The sequence below is a fragment of the Salmonella sp. 741265116_PST genome (genome assembly GCF_046567715.1).
In the GTDB taxonomy this organism is placed as follows: domain Bacteria; phylum Pseudomonadota; class Gammaproteobacteria; order Enterobacterales; family Enterobacteriaceae; genus Salmonella; species Salmonella enterica.
In genome coordinates this window covers 227,950-243,993 of the sequence record NZ_JBKFPH010000001.1, presented here as the reverse complement: position 1 = coordinate 243,993, position 16,044 = coordinate 227,950, and the positions used below count along the sequence as shown (strand labels likewise).

Sequence of the window (16,044 nt, the reverse complement as noted above, 5' to 3'; positions counted from 1 at the left end):
GTTGAAGTGAAAACACTAACAAGAAAACTCTCCCGTACGGCCATTACCCTCGTACTGGTTATTCTGGCCTTTATCGCCATTTTCCGCGCCTGGGTGTATTACACCGAATCTCCCTGGACGCGCGACGCGCGTTTTAGCGCCGATGTCGTCGCTATTGCCCCGGATGTCGCGGGCCTGATTACCCATGTAAACGTGCATGATAACCAACTGGTGAAAAAGGATCAGGTCCTGTTTACCATCGATCAGCCACGCTATCAAAAAGCGCTGGCGGAAGCGGAAGCTGATGTAGCCTATTATCAGGTCCTGGCGCAGGAAAAACGCCAGGAAGCCAGTCGCCGTAATCGCCTCGGCGTACAGGCGATGTCCCGGGAAGAGATCGATCAGGCGAACAATGTCTTGCAGACAGTACTGCATCAACTGGCTAAAGCCCAGGCGACGCGTGATCTGGCTAAACTCGATCTGGAGCGCACCGTCATTCGCGCGCCTGCCGATGGCTGGGTGACTAACCTCAATGTTTATGCCGGTGAATTTATTACCCGCGGTACCACAGCCGTCGCCCTGGTGAAAAAGAACTCTTTTTACGTGCAGGCCTATATGGAAGAGACCAAGCTGGAAGGCGTGCGTCCGGGATATCGTGCCGAAATCACGCCGCTTGGCAGCAACCGGGTATTAAAAGGGACCGTCGATAGCGTGGCGGCAGGGGTAACGAATGCCAGCAGTACCAGCGATGCGAAAGGGATGGCGACGATAGACTCTAACCTCGAATGGGTGCGTCTGGCCCAGCGTGTCCCGGTGCGCATCCGGCTTGACGAGCAGCAGGGGAATTTGTGGCCTGCCGGTACGACGGCAACCGTCGTGATCACCGGTAAGCAGGATCGTGACGCAAGCCAGGACTCCTTCTTCCGTAAACTGGCGCACCGGCTGCGCGAATTCGGTTAATCGTCATGGGCATTTTCTCCATTGCCAACCAGCACATTCGCTTTGCGGTAAAGCTGGCGTGCGCCATTGTGCTGGCATTATTTATCGGCTTCCATTTTCAACTGGAGACGCCGCGTTGGGCGGTGCTGACCGCCGCGATCGTGGCGGCAGGCCCGGCATTTGCCGCCGGCGGAGAACCCTATTCCGGCGCTATCCGTTATCGCGGAATGTTGCGTATTATCGGGACGTTTATTGGCTGTATCGCCGCGCTTATCATCATTATCGCTATGATCCGCGCGCCGCTATTGATGATTCTGGTGTGCTGTGTCTGGGCCGGTTTTTGTACCTGGATCTCCTCTTTAGTACGGATCGAAAACTCTTATGCGTGGGGACTGTCAGGTTATACTGCGCTGATCATTGTGATTACCATTCAGACGGAGCCGCTGCTCACGCCGCAATTTGCGCTTGAGCGTTGTAGCGAAATCGTCATAGGCATTGGCTGCGCTATTTTAGCGGATCTGCTTTTTTCGCCGCGATCGATAAAGCAGGAGGTTGATCGCGAACTGGACAGTTTACTGGTAGCGCAATATCAGCTAATGCAACTTTGTATTAAGCATGGCGACAGCGAAGAAGTCGACAACGCTTGGGGCGATCTGGTGCGACGCACGGCGGCGCTGGAGGGGATGCGAAGTAATCTGAATATGGAATCTTCGCGCTGGGTACGCGCTAACCGCCGCCTGAAAGCGTTGAATACGCTTTCGCTCACGCTGATTACGCAATCCTGTGAAACTTATCTTATTCAAAACACGCGGCCGGAACTGATTACCGATACATTCCGGGAACTGTTCGAGACGCCGGTTGAAACGGTACAGGACGTCCACAGGCAGTTAAAACGGATGCGGCGTGTTATTGTCTGGACCGGCGAGCGCGAAACGCCCGTCACGCTTTATAGCTGGGTAGGCGCTGCGACGCGCTATCTGCTGCTTAAACGCGGCGTGATCAGCAACACCAAAATCAGCGCGACGGAAGAAGAGATCCTGCAAGGCGAGCCCGTGGTTAAAGTGGAATCCGCTGAACGTCACCATGCGATGGTGAACTTCTGGCGCACCACGCTTTCCTGCATACTGGGGACATTATTCTGGCTATGGACCGGCTGGACATCGGGTAATGGCGCGATGGTGATGATTGCCGTGGTGACCTCGCTGGCGATGCGTTTACCCAATCCGCGCATGGTCTGCATTGATTTTATTTATGGCACTCTGGCGGCGTTGCCGCTGGGATTGCTCTATTTCCTGGTGATTATTCCCAATACGCAGCAAAGTATGCTGTTGTTATGTTTGAGCCTGGCGGTATTGGGGTTCTTTATCGGCATTGAGGTCCAGAAACGGCGTCTGGGGTCGATGGGGGCGCTGGCCAGTACGATTAACATTATTGTGTTGGATAATCCGATGACGTTCCATTTCAGCCAGTTCCTCGACAGCGCGTTGGGGCAAATTGTCGGCTGTATGCTGGCGTTTATCGTCATCCTGCTGGTGCGTGATAAATCCAAAGATCGAACCGGTCGCGTGCTGCTTAATCAGTTTGTTTCCGCTGCGGTCTCGGCAATGACGACCAACGTGGTACGTCGTAAAGAAAACCGTCTGCCTGCGTTATATCAGCAACTCTTTTTGCTGATGAATAAATTCCCTGGCGATTTGCCGAAGTTTCGCCTGGCGCTAACGATGATCATTGCTCATCAACGTCTGCGCGACGCGCCGATACCGGTTAATGAAGATCTGTCAGTGTTCCACCGCCAGCTTCGTCGTACTGCAGACCATGTTATTTCCGCCGGAAGCGATGATAAACGGCGACGCTACTTTGGTCAGTTGCTGGATGAGCTGGATATCTATCAGGAGAAATTACGTATCTGGGAGGCGCCGCCGCAGGTGACGGAACCGGTTAAACGCCTGACGGGCATGTTACATAAATACCAGAACGCGCTTACCGATAGCTAACCCACAAGAACCGATGCCAAAAGCGTCGGTTTTTTTATGACTATACTTATTTGAGATACAAAAACAGCGCAAGAGTGCTCCGGGGCTAAAAGCGTTTCTGGAAGTGAAACCTCTGCATAATGATGCTTAGTAGTAAAACAGACAATTGTCTGTCGGGGATGGTGGCTGGCTATGAATGTCTATACTTTTGATTTTAATGATATTAAAAACCAAAGCGATTTTTATCGCGAGTTTACGCAGACGTTTGGTCTTGCCAGTGAGAAAGTAAGCGATCTTGATACATTATGGGATGCGGTAATGAGCGATATCTTACCCCTACCGCTAGAGATTGAGTTCGTTCACCTGCCTGATAAACTGCGCAGGCGATATGGGGCGCTGATTTTACTCTTTGATGAAGCGGAAGAAGAGCTGGAGGGGCGGCTACGGTTTAATGTCCGGCATTGAAAAAGCATAAAAAAGCCCCCGACAGGCGGGGGCAAGTCGTCGGGTTAGACGACGAGGGTTTACTGATACAACTCGGCGGTGGCGTGCCAGTTATCACCTTCTTTTAATTCAATGATGCGATAGCTATTAGCCCCTGCTTTTTCGGCTTTAGCGACGATCTCATGGCGCATATCCATTGGCGTACTGCCAATCTGCGAGACGGAAATGGTGCCCATCGGTTGCAGATTCTGCGCCTGTTCCGCGTTGACCTGATGTACTGCGGCATTTGCGCCGAAAGAGAGTAGAGTGGCCAGGCCGAGTGATGCGATAATGTATTTCGTTTTCATGGTCTTTTATTCCTTTATAGGGTCAACCTCGCGGATTAATGGGCTTTTCTTATGCGATATCTCCGCGAAGTAACGACACGTTATATGCGATGGCAGGTGAATTTTATTTGTACAGTTCGGCAGTGGCGTGCCAGTTGCTGCCGCTACGCGCTTCGGTAATGTGGTAGGCCGTAGCGCCTTGTTCATCCGCTTTTTTGCTCAACATGGCATTCATATCCATAGGCGATGAGCCGATAGCGCTGACTGAAACCGATCCGATTGCTTCACGGTTTTGCGCTTGCTCTGCGCTGATAGGTTCTGCGGCGAAAGCGCCAAAAGAGAGAACGGACAGAATACTTAATGTTGCAACAGTGGTTTTGATTTTCATGATTTTTACCTCGTCGAATTCCTTTACTGGGGTCTTTGTTTCGTGACCCTCATCACAAAATTAAGTATACACTAATCACGCGATTAATTAATACCACGCTAATTGTTTCTGCTTTTTAAAAATATCAAAAATTTTATTTTTTATAACGTTATGGAATTAAAATTGCTGTTTTTCGCCGCTGTTGTTTGAAAAATAAAAGAAAATCAATTGGTTAAAAAATTTGACATTTTGTGCGTTTTTTTGATTTGTCATTCATGTGATGAATGTTTAAGGGCATGATTTGCCAAATGATAGCCGTACAGGAAAGCGGCGAGGGGAGAGGGCAAAAAGATGCCTCCGCCGTACGACGACGGAGGAAGTGGGACTAGAGCTCTTGTTCAAAAAGTTCCAGAATGGCTTCGTACAGATCTCTTACGGAAAAGCCGCTGGCAGGCGTAGTGAAGATAGTATCGTCGCCGGCAATCGTGCCGAGAATACCTTCCGCTTTCCCCAGTGAATCCAGCAGGCGCGCGATGAGTTGTGCCGCGCCGGGGCTGGTATGAATCACCACGACAGCGTCGTTATAGTCGATATCCAGCACCAGATTTTTCAACGGACTGGATGTTGTTGGGACGCCCAGTTCAGCCGGAAGACAGTACACCATTTCCATTTTTGCGTTACGTGTACGCACTGCGCCGAACTTAGTCAACATGCGCGAGACCTTGGACTGATTGATATTTTCAAAGCCCTGATCCTGCAACGCGAGGACGATTTCGCCCTGTGAGCTGAATTTTTCTTCTTTGAGGAGCGCTTTAAACGCTCTTACTAGTTCTTCTTGTTTAGCCGAGCTTCGCATAAGTCACCCGTAATATGGCGGTAGAAACAACATTATTGTGCATACAGATGAATTTTTATGCAAACAGTCTGCCTTGTTTAAGGCTGAAATAATGTTATGAAAGAGCGGAATTTTATCAAATTTCGTTATCAAGAAACATGCCTGTGTCACGCCTCGCAAATAAGATTAAAAGTAAATTAATTGTTATCAAAATGATGTTGTTTTGAGAGGATAGTAGGGTATATTGTCACCACCTGTAGGAACGTTGCTCTCTGGTTGCAGTCGATCCGGATTACGCAAATTAAATGCATAAAAGCCAAAATTGCGCGACTCCGCATTCTTGATGAGTGAGGATTGTAATCATTGAATTTGTGAATTAAGGTCGCCGCCGCGGAGCAATAGACACTTAGTTAATCATATAATAAGGAGTTTAGGATGAAAGTCGCAGTCCTCGGCGCTGCTGGTGGTATCGGTCAGGCGCTGGCATTACTTTTAAAAAACCAACTGCCTTCAGGTTCAGAACTCTCCCTGTACGACATCGCTCCAGTGACTCCCGGTGTGGCCGTTGATTTGAGCCACATCCCCACCGCTGTAAAAATCAAAGGTTTCTCCGGTGAAGACGCAACCCCGGCGCTTGAAGGCGCTGACGTAGTACTGATTTCTGCGGGTGTGGCGCGTAAGCCGGGTATGGACCGTTCCGACCTGTTTAACGTTAACGCCGGCATCGTGAAAAACCTGGTGCAGCAGATCGCTAAAACCTGCCCGAAAGCGTGCGTGGGCATTATCACCAACCCGGTGAACACCACCGTTGCGATTGCGGCGGAAGTGCTGAAAAAAGCAGGCGTATACGACAAAAACAAACTGTTTGGCGTTACCACGCTGGATATCATCCGCTCTAATACCTTTGTCGCAGAGCTGAAAGGTAAGCTGCCAACGGAAGTTGAAGTTCCGGTGATTGGCGGACACTCCGGCGTGACGATTCTGCCGCTGCTGTCGCAGATTCCAGGCGTAAGTTTTACCGAACAAGAAGCGGCCGAGCTGACTAAACGCATTCAGAACGCCGGTACTGAAGTCGTCGAGGCGAAAGCCGGCGGCGGATCGGCAACCCTCTCTATGGGTCAGGCTGCCGCGCGTTTCGGTCTTTCTTTGGTTCGCGCTCTGCAGGGCGAAAAAGGCGTGGTGGAATGCGCCTATGTGGAAGGCGACGGTCAGTATGCCCGTTTCTTCTCTCAGCCGCTGCTGCTGGGTAAAAACGGCGTAGAAGAGCGCAAATCCATCGGCACACTGAGCGCTTTCGAGCAACATTCGCTGGACGCTATGCTGGATACGCTGAAAAAAGATATTCAGCTGGGTGAAGATTTTATTAATAAATAAGCTGTTCCTGCCCGATGCCGGGGCTTTTGCTCCGGCTTCTTTGACTGTAAACAAGCCACGAAATCAAGCACTAAATCTGCTAAACTCCTCACGTCTTATCGGTTATTAACGAGAACGTCGTGAAAAAGATCCAAAGAACGCAAACCCGCGATCACATTACGCAAATGCTTCGCTATGAAATTCTTTCCGGCAATATAAAAGCGGGAGAAGAACTCGCGCAGGAAAGTATTGCGGAGCAGCTCGGTCTTTCACGAATGCCGGTTCGAGAAGCGCTACAGTCACTCGAACAGGAAGGTTTTTTAATCCGACTGCCCAACAGGCACATGCAGGTCGCGCATCTTGAGGCCGATCGCGTGAGTCATATTTTTCGCGTGATTGCCGCGATGGCCGCCGAAATGTTTTCGCTGATACCCAGCGAAGTAGGCGATGCCCTCCTGATACGTGCGCAAGCGCTGGCTGTCGCAGAAGACAAATCCTGCGAGCTGGAGTGTCATGCGATGCTGATTTCTTATGTGAATAGCCGCTATCTGGAAAAGGTGTATCAGCAGTTCCTGGACGGTTATGTCTCTTATGTTATTTTGCATCTGAAAAAAGATAATCAGGAGTCGGCGCAGCTTTTCGCTGAACTGGCTGACGTCATACGCCAGGGGCGGCGTGATGAGATTGGGCAAGTTATGCAGCGTTATTTCCTCTCTTTAGCAGAAATAATGCGTCAACATATGAAGGATTGGGAAAGTGCAGAAGCCTAAGTTAGGGAAGATTAAGCTTCTTTCAGCGAAAGAACAGGTCGCGGCGGTGCTGCGTAAAGCGATTCTTTCGAGGGAGTTAGTGGAAGGGCAGGAGATTACGTTAGAAGGCATTGCCGGAATGGTCGGCGTGTCCAGTATGCCAGTGCGCGAGGCGTTTCAGATTCTGGCGGCGGATGGGCTGATAAAAGTGCGCCCTAATAAAGGGGCGGTGGTGTTGGGCATCAATGAACAAACGATCCGTGAACACTATGAAATTCGCGCGCTGTTAGAAAGTGAGGCGGTGGCTAAAGCTTCTCGTCCTGGCACCGATATCTCGCGGATAGCCCAGGTGCATTATGCCGCTGAAAAGGCTCTCGCGGAAAATAACTCGGCGGAATACTCCGACCTGAATCAGGCATTTCATATGGAAATATGGAATGTTGCTGGCAACGAAAAAATGAAAATGTTGCTCTGTAATATGTGGAACGGCCTGTCGATGGGCCATAAGGTCACCGAAGAAGAGTATGCCGTGATTTCCATTCAGGAACATAAAAGTATTCTGCAAGCTCTTGAACTTCATGACGAAACATTGGCACGCCAGCGTATGCGCGAACACATTATTCGCTCGATGGAGAATATGCTGACCCGCTATGTTGGTGACCCTTCTGCCTGATCTTTTCGCCTGCGTGAGCATCGCAGGCGCTTCAACCAATTCTTCAATTCTATTAATCACGTCCAGTAACGATCCAACTACGATCTTGATGTAGATCTCACTCCTGCATCTTTCCTGAGAAACGATTTGACTTAGTTTTTGTATGGGAATAATTTCTTCCCGTCAACATTGGATACAATATCATATATCATTGATTGGATAATTATAACTATGGAACCCATTACCCTTACCCTATGTTTATTGGTGTTCGCTATCGTCATGTTTGTATGGGAAAAAGTGCCGCTGGCCGTCACTTCCATGATTGTCTGCGTGGCCTTAGTTATCACCGGCGTTCTGAATATCAAACAGGCCTTTGCTGGGTTTATCGACACTAACGTCATCCTCTTTGTCGCGATGTTCATCGTGGGCGGTGCGTTGTTCGAGACCGGTATGGCGAACAAAGTGGGAGGCGTCATCACGCGCTTCGCGAAAACAGAAAAACAGCTGATCTTCACCATTATGGTGGTGGTGGGTTTGATGTCTGGCGTCCTCTCTAACACCGGTACCGCTGCGGTTTTGATTCCGGTGGTGATCGGCGTGGCGGCAAAATCGGGCTTCTCGCGTTCTCGTCTACTGATGCCGCTGGTTTTTGCGGCAGCGCTTGGCGGTAACCTGTCGTTAATTGGCGCGCCGGGAAATCTTATCGCGCAGTCTGCGCTACAGAATATTGGCGGCGGCTTTGGCTTTTTTGAATACGCAAAAATCGGTCTCCCGATGCTCATCTGCGGCATTCTCTACTTCCTGACTATTGGCTATCGCTTTCTGCCGAATAATGCGACCGGCGGTGAGGTGGGGAGCGTCGGGGAGCAACGTGACTACAGCCATGTTCCACAGTGGAAACAACGGCTCTCACTCGTGGTGTTGATCGCAACGATCCTCGGCATGATCTTTGAGAAGAAGATCGGTGTCAGCCTGGCCGTGACCGGTTGTATTGGCGCTCTTGTGCTGGTCGTAAGCGGCGTACTCACGGAAAAACAGGCCTATAAAGCCATTGATTCACAGACTATTTTTATCTTTGGCGGCACCCTGGCGCTGGCAAAAGCGCTGGAAATGACCGGGGCAGGCAAGCTGGTTGCGGACTATGTAATCGGCATGCTGGGGCAAAACTCCTCACCGTTCATGTTGCTGATCGCCGTTTTCGCCTTATCCGTTGTGATGACCAACTTTATGTCCAATACCGCAACGACAGCGCTATTGGTGCCGGTGAGTTTGTCCATTGCCGCAGGCATGGGGGCCGACCCGCGTGCGGTTCTGATGGCGACGGTCATTGGCGGTTCCTGCGCCTACGCAACCCCTATCGGTATGCCTGCCAACATGATGGTGCTCTCCGCGGGTGGCTATAAATTTGTCGACTACGCTAAGGCCGGTATCCCCCTGATTATCGTTTCAACCATTGTCAGCTTGATCCTGCTGCCAATCCTTTTCCCTTTTCATCCGTAATTAACGGAAGCTGTTCTGACTAAGGAGCATTTATGAGCAAAAGTGAACAGATATCCCATATGACCGACGTTATGGCCAAGTTTGTGGGATATACCGGCAAAGTTTTGCCTGATGATGTCACTGCAAAACTGGAAGATTTGCATAAGAAAGAGACCAGTAAACTGGCCGACGTCATCTTTACTACCATGATTGAGAACCAGCGTCTGGCGAAAGAGCTGGATCGACCTTCCTGCCAGGACACCGGTGTCATTCAGTTTCTGGTGGAGTGCGGGACGAACTTTCCGCTGATTGGCGAGCTGGAAGCGTTGTTGCGTGAGGCGGTGATCAAAGCAACTGTAGATTCTCCGCTGCGCCACAACAGCGTAGAAACTTTTGATGAATACAACACCGGTAAAAACGTTGGTAAAGGTACGCCGACGGTCTTCTGGGAGATCGTTCCCAATTCCGATCAGTGCAGCATTTATACCTATATGGCGGGCGGCGGTTGTTCTCTGCCGGGGAAAGCGATGGTGCTGATGCCGGGTGCAGGCTATGAAGGTGTGACCCGCTTTGTACTGGATGTGATGACCAGCTACGGCCTCAACGCGTGTCCGCCGCTGTTGGTTGGCGTGGGCGTAGCGACCTCTGTTGAAACGGCGGCACTGCTATCGAAAAAAGCGCTGATGCGTCCGATCGGTTCGCATAACGAGAATGAGCGTGCAGCCTCGCTGGAAAAAATGCTGGAAGACGGCATTAACAAAATTGGCCTGGGGCCGCAGGGGATGTCCGGTAATACCTCCGTTATGGGCGTGAACATTGAAAACACCGCGCGTCATCCTTCTACCATCGGCGTGGCGGTAAACGTCGGCTGCTGGTCGCACCGTAAAGGGCATATCGTTTTCGATAAAGATTTGAATTACACCATTACGTCTCACAGCGGAGTGAATTTCTGATGACTAAAAAAATCCTGACTACGCCAATTAAAGATGAAGATTTAGCGGATATTAAGGCTGGCGATATTATTTATCTCAACGGTCATATTGTTACCTGCCGTGACGTAGCACATCGCCGTTTAATTGAAGGTGGTCGCGAACTTCCGGTAGATGTTCGCGGCGGCGCTATTTTACACGCTGGCCCAATTGTCCGCCCAATTAAAGGCGAAGACGATAAGTTTGAAATGGTCTCCGTGGGACCAACCACCAGCATGCGTATGGAAAAATTCGAAAAAGAATTTATTGCGCAGACCGGCGTGAAATTAATTGTGGGTAAAGGCGGTATGGGTAAAGGTACCGAAGAGGGCTGTGCTGAACACAAAGCGCTGCACTGCGTATTCCCTGCCGGTTGTGCGGTTGTAGCCGCCGTGTGCGTGGAAGAAATTGAAGATGCCCAATGGCGCGATCTGGGGATGCCGGAAACGCTGTGGGTCTGCCGGGTTAAAGAGTTTGGCCCGCTGATTGTTTCTATTGATACCCATGGAAATAATCTGTTTGAACAGAACAAAATTATTTTTAATCAGCGTAAAGAGATCGTCGCTGATGAAATATGCCAGAACGTAAGTTTCATTAAATAAACCTGATTACGTAAATTGCACGATAATGGTGGTAATACGTTATGACGATAATAATAACCAAGGGCTCTGGCCGGGGGCGGCTCAGGGAAATCCACCCTTATTATTTCATCGTCATAAATAGCCCCATTATCGTGCCTCCTGCCTGAAGGCTATTTTATGACTAATGCAGCTCTGCTATTAGGTGAAGGCTTCACCCTGATGTTCCTCGGCATGGGGTTCGTGTTGGCGTTTCTGTTCCTGCTGATTTTCGCCATCCGCGGCATGTCCGCCGTGATTACTCGCTTCTTCCCGGAACCCGTCGCCGCGCCCGCACCGCGCGCCGTTCCCGTCGTGGACGACTTCACCCGCTTAAAGCCGGTGATTGCCGCCGCCATTCACCATCACCGCCACCACGTTTAATTTCACGGAGGGATCCATGACTATTGCCATTACCGATGTCGTCCTGCGCGACGCCCACCAGTCCCTTTTCGCCACCCGCCTGCGCCTTGACGATATGCTGCCGATTGCCGCTCAGCTCGACGACGTGGGCTACGGTTCCCTCGAATGCTGGGGCGGCGCCACCTTTGACGCCTGTATCCGCTTTCTCGGCGAAGACCCGTGGCTGCGCCTGCGCGAACTCAAAAAAGCCATGCCCAAAACACCGCTGCAGATGCTGCTGCGTGGCCAGAACCTGCTCGGCTACCGCCACTACGCCGATGACGTGGTGGAACGCTTCGTCGAACGCGCGGTGAAAAACGGCATGGACGTGTTCCGCGTCTTCGACGCCATGAACGACCCGCGCAATATGAAAGCCGCCCTGCAGGCGGTGCGCAGCCACGGCGCGCACGCCCAGGGCACGCTGAGCTATACCACCAGCCCGGCGCATACGCTGCAGACCTGGCTGGATTTAACGGAGCAACTGCTGGAAACCGGCGTTGACTCGATTGCCATCAAGGATATGTCCGGCATCCTCACCCCGATGGCCGCTTTTGAGCTGGTCAGCGAAATCAAAAAACGTTTTGAGGTGCGCCTGCACCTGCACTGTCACGCCACCACCGGGATGGCGGAGATGGCCCTGCTGAAGGCCATCGAGGCGGGCGTCGACGGCGTGGACACGGCGATTTCCTCCATGAGCGCCACCTACGGCCACCCGGCCACCGAAGCGCTGGTGGCGACGTTGGCAGGTACTGAGCACGACACCGGGCTGGATATCCTGAAGCTGGAAAATATCGCCGCGTACTTCCGCGAGGTGCGCAAAAAGTATCACGCCTTTGAAGGCCAGTTGAAGGGCTACGACAGCCGCATCCTCGTGGCTCAGGTGCCGGGCGGAATGCTCACCAACCTGGAAGGCCAGATGAAGCAGCAGAACGCGGCGGACAAACTCGACCAGGTGCTGGCGGAAATCCCCCGCGTGCGCGAGGACCTCGGCTTTATTCCGCTGGTCACTCCGACTTCACAGATTGTCGGCACCCAGGCGGTGCTCAACGTCCTGACCGGCGAGCGCTACAAAACCATCGCCAAAGAAACCGCCGGCATTCTGAAAGGCGAATACGGCCACACCCCGGTGCCGGTTAACGCCGCGTTACAGGCCCGCGTGCTGGAAGGGGGCGCTCCGGTGACCTGCCGCCCGGCGGACCTGCTGAAACCGGAACTGGCTGAACTGGAAGCCGACGTGAAGCGCCAGGCGCAGGAGAAGGGAATTACCCTTGCGGAAAACGCCATCGACGACGTACTCACCGTGGCGCTGTTCCCGCAAATCGGCCTCAAGTTCCTTGAGAACCGCCACAACCCGGCGGCGTTTGAGCCAGTACCGCAGGCGGAAGCCGCGCAGCCGGTGGCAAAAGCAGAGAAGCCTGCCGCCTCCGGTATCTACACCGTCGAAGTGGAGGGCAAAGCCTTTGTGGTCAAAGTCAGCGACGGCGGCGATATCAGCCAGCTCACTGCTGCCACCCCGTCTTCCGCACCGGTTCAGGCTGCCGCCCCGGCAGGCGCCGGCACCCCGGTCACCGCGCCGCTGGCGGGCAACATCTGGAAGGTGATTGCCACCGAGGGCCAGACGGTGGCGGAAGGCGACGTGCTGCTGATTCTGGAAGCCATGAAGATGGAAACCGAAATCCGCGCCGCGCAGGCCGGGACGGTACGCGGTATCGCGGTGAAGTCCGGGGACGCGGTCTCCGTGGGCGACACCCTGATGACGCTGGCGTAACGGAGAACTGAAATGGAAAGTCTGAACGCCCTGCTTCAGGGCATGGGGCTGATGCACCTTGGCGCAGGCCAGGCCATCATGCTGCTGGTGAGCCTGCTGCTGCTGTGGCTGGCGATTGCGAAGAAATTCGAGCCGTTGCTGTTGCTGCCGATTGGCTTCGGCGGCCTGCTCTCCAACATCCCGGAAGCGGGCATGGCGCTGACCGCGCTGGAAAGCCTGCTGGCGCACCACGACGCCGGGCAACTGGCGGTGATTGCCGCGAAGCTCAACTGCGCGCCGGACGTGCACGCCATCAAGGAGGCGTTAGCCCTGGCCCTGCCGTCGGTGCAGAGCCAGATGGAGAACCTGGCGGTGGACATGGGCTACACGCCGGGGGTGCTGGCGTTGTTCTACAAAGTGGCGATTGGCTCCGGTGTCGCGCCGCTGGTCATCTTCATGGGCGTCGGCGCGATGACCGACTTCGGCCCGCTGCTGGCCAACCCGCGCACCCTGCTGCTCGGCGCGGCGGCGCAGTTCGGTATCTTCGCCACGGTGCTGGGGGCGCTGACGCTGAACTACTTCGGCCTTATCAGCTTTACCCTGCCGCAGGCGGCGGCCATCGGCATTATCGGCGGCGCGGACGGCCCGACGGCCATTTACCTGTCGGGCAAGCTGGCGCCGGAGCTGCTGGGAGCCATCGCGGTGGCGGCGTACTCGTATATGGCGCTGGTGCCGTTAATCCAGCCGCCGATTATGAAGGCGCTGACCACGGAGAAGGAGCGGAAAATCCGCATGGTGCAGCTGCGCACGGTGAGTAAGCGGGAAAAAATCCTCTTCCCGGCGGTGCTGTTGCTGCTGGTGGCGCTGCTGCTGCCGGACGCGGCCCCGCTGCTGGGGATGTTCTGCTTCGGCAACCTGATGCGCGAGAGCGGGGTGGTGGAGCGTCTGAGCGACACGGTACAGAACGGGCTGATTAATATCGTCACCATCTTCCTCGGGCTGTCGGTGGGCGCGAAGCTGGTGGCGGATAAGTTCCTGCAGCCGCAGACGCTGGGCATTCTGCTGCTGGGGGTGATTGCGTTCGGAATTGGGACGGCGGCCGGGGTGCTGATGGCGAAGCTGCTGAACCTGTGCAGTAAGAACAAAATCAACCCGCTGATAGGTTCGGCGGGGGTGTCGGCGGTGCCAATGGCAGCCAGGGTGTCGAACAAGGTGGGCCTGGAATCAGACGCACAGAACTTCCTGCTGATGCACGCGATGGGGCCGAACGTGGCGGGTGTTATTGGTTCGGCGATTGCCGCGGGCGTGATGCTGAAATACGTGCTGGCGATGTAATCCAATCTAATCGGGAGCAGTGATTCTGCTCCCGCAAAATGAGGACACAGTAATGAGTGAAATGGTTGCGTTTCGGCAAGGTACATCCATGCCATCCAGAGAAACCATCTTGCATTATGTTGTTGAGACGGTGAATCAGATAACTGAGCTTGAGCCAGCGCTGCATTTGCTGCCGTGGTCCGGCGTCAACTCAGCAATATATGAGCAACGTTTTGCACAGTGTTACGACGAGGGGCTTTGTGCCGCACAGACGTCGGCACCGAATGTTCCGCAGGGGATTCTGCCATCAACCGATTGGGCTCAGGGTATCGGGTTACTCTGTTTTGCCGCAGGGTATATGAGCGCAGGCGAGCGGCCATTAACACACAATCAGTTATGCGATTTCGTCAAACAGGCGGCTGTTGGTTTATCGCCGATTGAAGAGGAAGCGGCGAGCGGTTTCTCGACGGTACGTAGTATTGCATTACCCGTATTCAGGCGATTACAACGCGATGGTCACGCGTCTCGGATCCTGCTGTTACAAACGTTGCTGCATCTGGTCGCCTGGAAAAGCGCATCGCAGTATGCGCGTCAACAGGCGCAACGACTGCTCTGGATGGGCGGCATTTTGGGGGAAGGGGGGGAGCATAGCCTGCTTGCACTGGATAAGGCGCTGCGTGAAGAAGCCGTCGGGGAGAAAAGTCTCCCCGCTCTGCTGATCTTCACGAGTTTCCTGGCACATTTTCCGGCAGGGCCAGTCTTTATTGACTAGCCGTCGAACGACGCGGGCAAAAGCCGCGTCGTTTTAGTTCGACGCCGGGTATTCCTGCACCGTCACCTGGAACGTGAGCTGCTTATCATCCCGCATCACCACGACCGGAATGACGGAGCCTGGGCGGATTTCCGCCACCTGATCCATCGTCTCCAGCGCGGACACGGCGGGTTTATTATTGACCGAAATAATCAAATCATTAACCTGAATACCGGCAAGCGCGGCGGGGCCGTTTGGCGTCACTTCATTAACGACAATGCCCTGAATCGGGTCCATGCCGCTACCCTGCTGCGCGTGCAGCGGCGCGATTTCTCGTCCGCCAATACCGATATAGCCGCGAATCACGCGACCGTCGCGGATAAGCTTATCCATAATTTTCGTGGCTAGCTGGAAGGGAATCGCAAAACCGATGCCTTCCGGCGTTTCGCCATCGTTACTCTTATCAAAAGAGAGGGTGTTGATCCCCATCAGTTCGCCTAACGAGTTGACCAGCGCGCCGCCGGAATTACCGTGGTTAATCGAGGCGTCGGTCTGGAGAAAATTCTGTCGCCCCGTCGGGTTCAGGCCGATACGACCCGTTGCGCTGATGATCCCCTGGGTGATGGTCTGTCCCAGATTATATGGGTTGCCGATAGCCAGTACGACGTCGCCAATATGCGGTGTACGCTTTGTATTAATCGGGATGGTAGGCAGCCCGCCAGTGGCGTTGATCTTCAGCACCGCCAGATCGGTAAGCGAATCGGAGCCAACCAGTAGCGCTTCAAAGACGCGGCCATCCTGTAGCGCGACGATAATCTGATCGGCATCGTTAATCACGTGCTTGTTGGTAATAATATAACCGCGTTGATCCATGATCACGCCGGAACCCAGCGTGCGGATCTCCAGTTGATTATGCGCGGTACTGTTCATACTGCGGTTATAGACATTGACGACGGCAGGCGCGGCGCGGCGAACCGCAAAATTATAACTGGCTGGCGTCTCATCGGTACTGTCGAATTGCGGGACGGCGATAGGATTAATTTTGCGCAAAGAAGGCATGACGGCCAACAGAATAGCGCCGACAATTAAACCTATTGCGACCGAACGTAATAGCTTCACAAACATGATGGAGGCGTCGTTAAAAAAGGG

At 53.4% G+C, this 16,044-nt stretch carries 17 protein-coding genes; 13 read left to right on the top strand and 4 right to left on the bottom strand.

What is annotated here, in order from left to right; genetic code table 11:
• The first annotated feature begins 6 nt into the window (after positions 1-6).
• From aaeA to ACLD11_RS01195, 3 genes are all read left to right on the top strand, one after another.
• Positions 7-939: a p-hydroxybenzoic acid efflux pump subunit AaeA gene (gene aaeA / locus ACLD11_RS01205; protein WP_411014426.1), complete on the top strand. Its 933-nt coding sequence runs from the start codon at positions 7-9 to the stop codon at positions 937-939.
• 5 nt (positions 940-944) lie between these two features.
• Entirely contained in the window at positions 945-2,912 is a 1,968-nt protein-coding gene (aaeB, locus tag ACLD11_RS01200; protein ID WP_411011372.1) for a p-hydroxybenzoic acid efflux pump subunit AaeB, read from the top strand.
• A gap of 171 nt (positions 2,913-3,083) precedes the next feature.
• Entirely contained in the window at positions 3,084-3,356 is a 273-nt protein-coding gene (locus tag ACLD11_RS01195) for a hypothetical protein (protein ID WP_001103887.1), read from the top strand.
• Positions 3,357-3,415: 59 nt separating this feature from the next.
• Here ACLD11_RS01195 and yhcN-B read toward each other — a convergent pair whose 3' ends face one another.
• The 3 genes from yhcN-B to argR form a co-directional block, all read right to left on the bottom strand.
• Positions 3,416-3,682: a DUF1471 family stress response protein YhcN-B gene (gene yhcN-B, locus ACLD11_RS01190; RefSeq protein ID WP_411014425.1), complete on the bottom strand. Its 267-nt coding sequence runs from the start codon at positions 3,680-3,682 to the stop codon at positions 3,416-3,418.
• Positions 3,683-3,785: 103 nt separating this feature from the next.
• On the bottom strand, positions 3,786-4,049 hold the full coding sequence (yhcN, locus tag ACLD11_RS01185; protein ID WP_000695693.1) for a peroxide/acid stress response protein YhcN: 264 nt from the start codon (positions 4,047-4,049) through the stop codon (positions 3,786-3,788).
• A gap of 364 nt (positions 4,050-4,413) precedes the next feature.
• Positions 4,414-4,884, bottom strand: coding sequence for a transcriptional regulator ArgR (gene argR, locus ACLD11_RS01180; RefSeq protein ID WP_001257852.1), 471 nt, complete (start codon positions 4,882-4,884; stop codon positions 4,414-4,416).
• A gap of 414 nt (positions 4,885-5,298) precedes the next feature.
• On the opposite strand from argR, the gene mdh reads away from it, so the two are divergent.
• The 10 genes from mdh (at position 5,299) to ACLD11_RS01130 (ending at position 14,916) form a co-directional block, all read left to right on the top strand.
• Entirely contained in the window at positions 5,299-6,237 is a 939-nt protein-coding gene (mdh, locus tag ACLD11_RS01175) for a malate dehydrogenase (protein ID WP_000861586.1), read from the top strand.
• Between the two features lie 119 nt (positions 6,238-6,356).
• Positions 6,357-6,986: a GntR family transcriptional regulator gene (locus ACLD11_RS01170; protein WP_411014424.1), complete on the top strand. Its 630-nt coding sequence runs from the start codon at positions 6,357-6,359 to the stop codon at positions 6,984-6,986.
• Positions 6,973-7,638, top strand: a complete 666-nt coding sequence (locus ACLD11_RS01165) for a GntR family transcriptional regulator (RefSeq protein WP_001171581.1) — start codon at positions 6,973-6,975, stop codon at positions 7,636-7,638. Before ACLD11_RS01170 ends, ACLD11_RS01165 begins: the two co-directional genes overlap by 14 nt.
• Before the next feature lie 210 nt (positions 7,639-7,848).
• Positions 7,849-9,117 carry an SLC13 family permease gene (locus tag ACLD11_RS01160; RefSeq protein ID WP_000433390.1) on the top strand — a complete coding sequence of 423 codons (1,269 nt, stop codon included), beginning with the start codon at positions 7,849-7,851 and terminating at the stop codon, positions 9,115-9,117.
• A 32-nt stretch (positions 9,118-9,149) separates the two neighbouring features.
• Positions 9,150-10,049, top strand: coding sequence for a L(+)-tartrate dehydratase subunit alpha (gene ttdA, locus ACLD11_RS01155; RefSeq protein WP_000045349.1), 900 nt, complete (start codon positions 9,150-9,152; stop codon positions 10,047-10,049).
• On the top strand, positions 10,049-10,666 hold the full coding sequence (gene ttdB, locus ACLD11_RS01150; RefSeq protein ID WP_000162405.1) for a L(+)-tartrate dehydratase subunit beta: 618 nt from the start codon (positions 10,049-10,051) through the stop codon (positions 10,664-10,666). Before ttdA ends, ttdB begins: the two co-directional genes overlap by 1 nt.
• Before the next feature lie 156 nt (positions 10,667-10,822).
• Complete coding sequence (locus ACLD11_RS01145; protein WP_000180122.1) at positions 10,823-11,065, top strand: oxaloacetate decarboxylase subunit gamma; 243 nt, start codon at positions 10,823-10,825, stop codon at positions 11,063-11,065.
• A 16-nt stretch (positions 11,066-11,081) separates the two neighbouring features.
• On the top strand, positions 11,082-12,851 hold the full coding sequence (gene oadA / locus ACLD11_RS01140; protein ID WP_411014423.1) for a sodium-extruding oxaloacetate decarboxylase subunit alpha: 1,770 nt from the start codon (positions 11,082-11,084) through the stop codon (positions 12,849-12,851).
• 12 nt (positions 12,852-12,863) lie between these two features.
• On the top strand, positions 12,864-14,165 hold the full coding sequence (locus tag ACLD11_RS01135) for an oxalacetate decarboxylase subunit beta (protein WP_129950490.1): 1,302 nt from the start codon (positions 12,864-12,866) through the stop codon (positions 14,163-14,165).
• A 19-nt stretch (positions 14,166-14,184) separates the two neighbouring features.
• Positions 14,185-14,916: a triphosphoribosyl-dephospho-CoA synthase gene (locus ACLD11_RS01130; protein ID WP_168999284.1), complete on the top strand. Its 732-nt coding sequence runs from the start codon at positions 14,185-14,187 to the stop codon at positions 14,914-14,916.
• Positions 14,917-14,949: 33 nt separating this feature from the next.
• Here the strand turns inward: ACLD11_RS01130 and degS are convergent, their stop codons facing one another.
• Entirely contained in the window at positions 14,950-16,020 is a 1,071-nt protein-coding gene (degS, locus tag ACLD11_RS01125; RefSeq protein WP_080108110.1) for an outer membrane-stress sensor serine endopeptidase DegS, read from the bottom strand.
• Between the last annotated feature and the right edge of the window lie 24 nt (positions 16,021-16,044).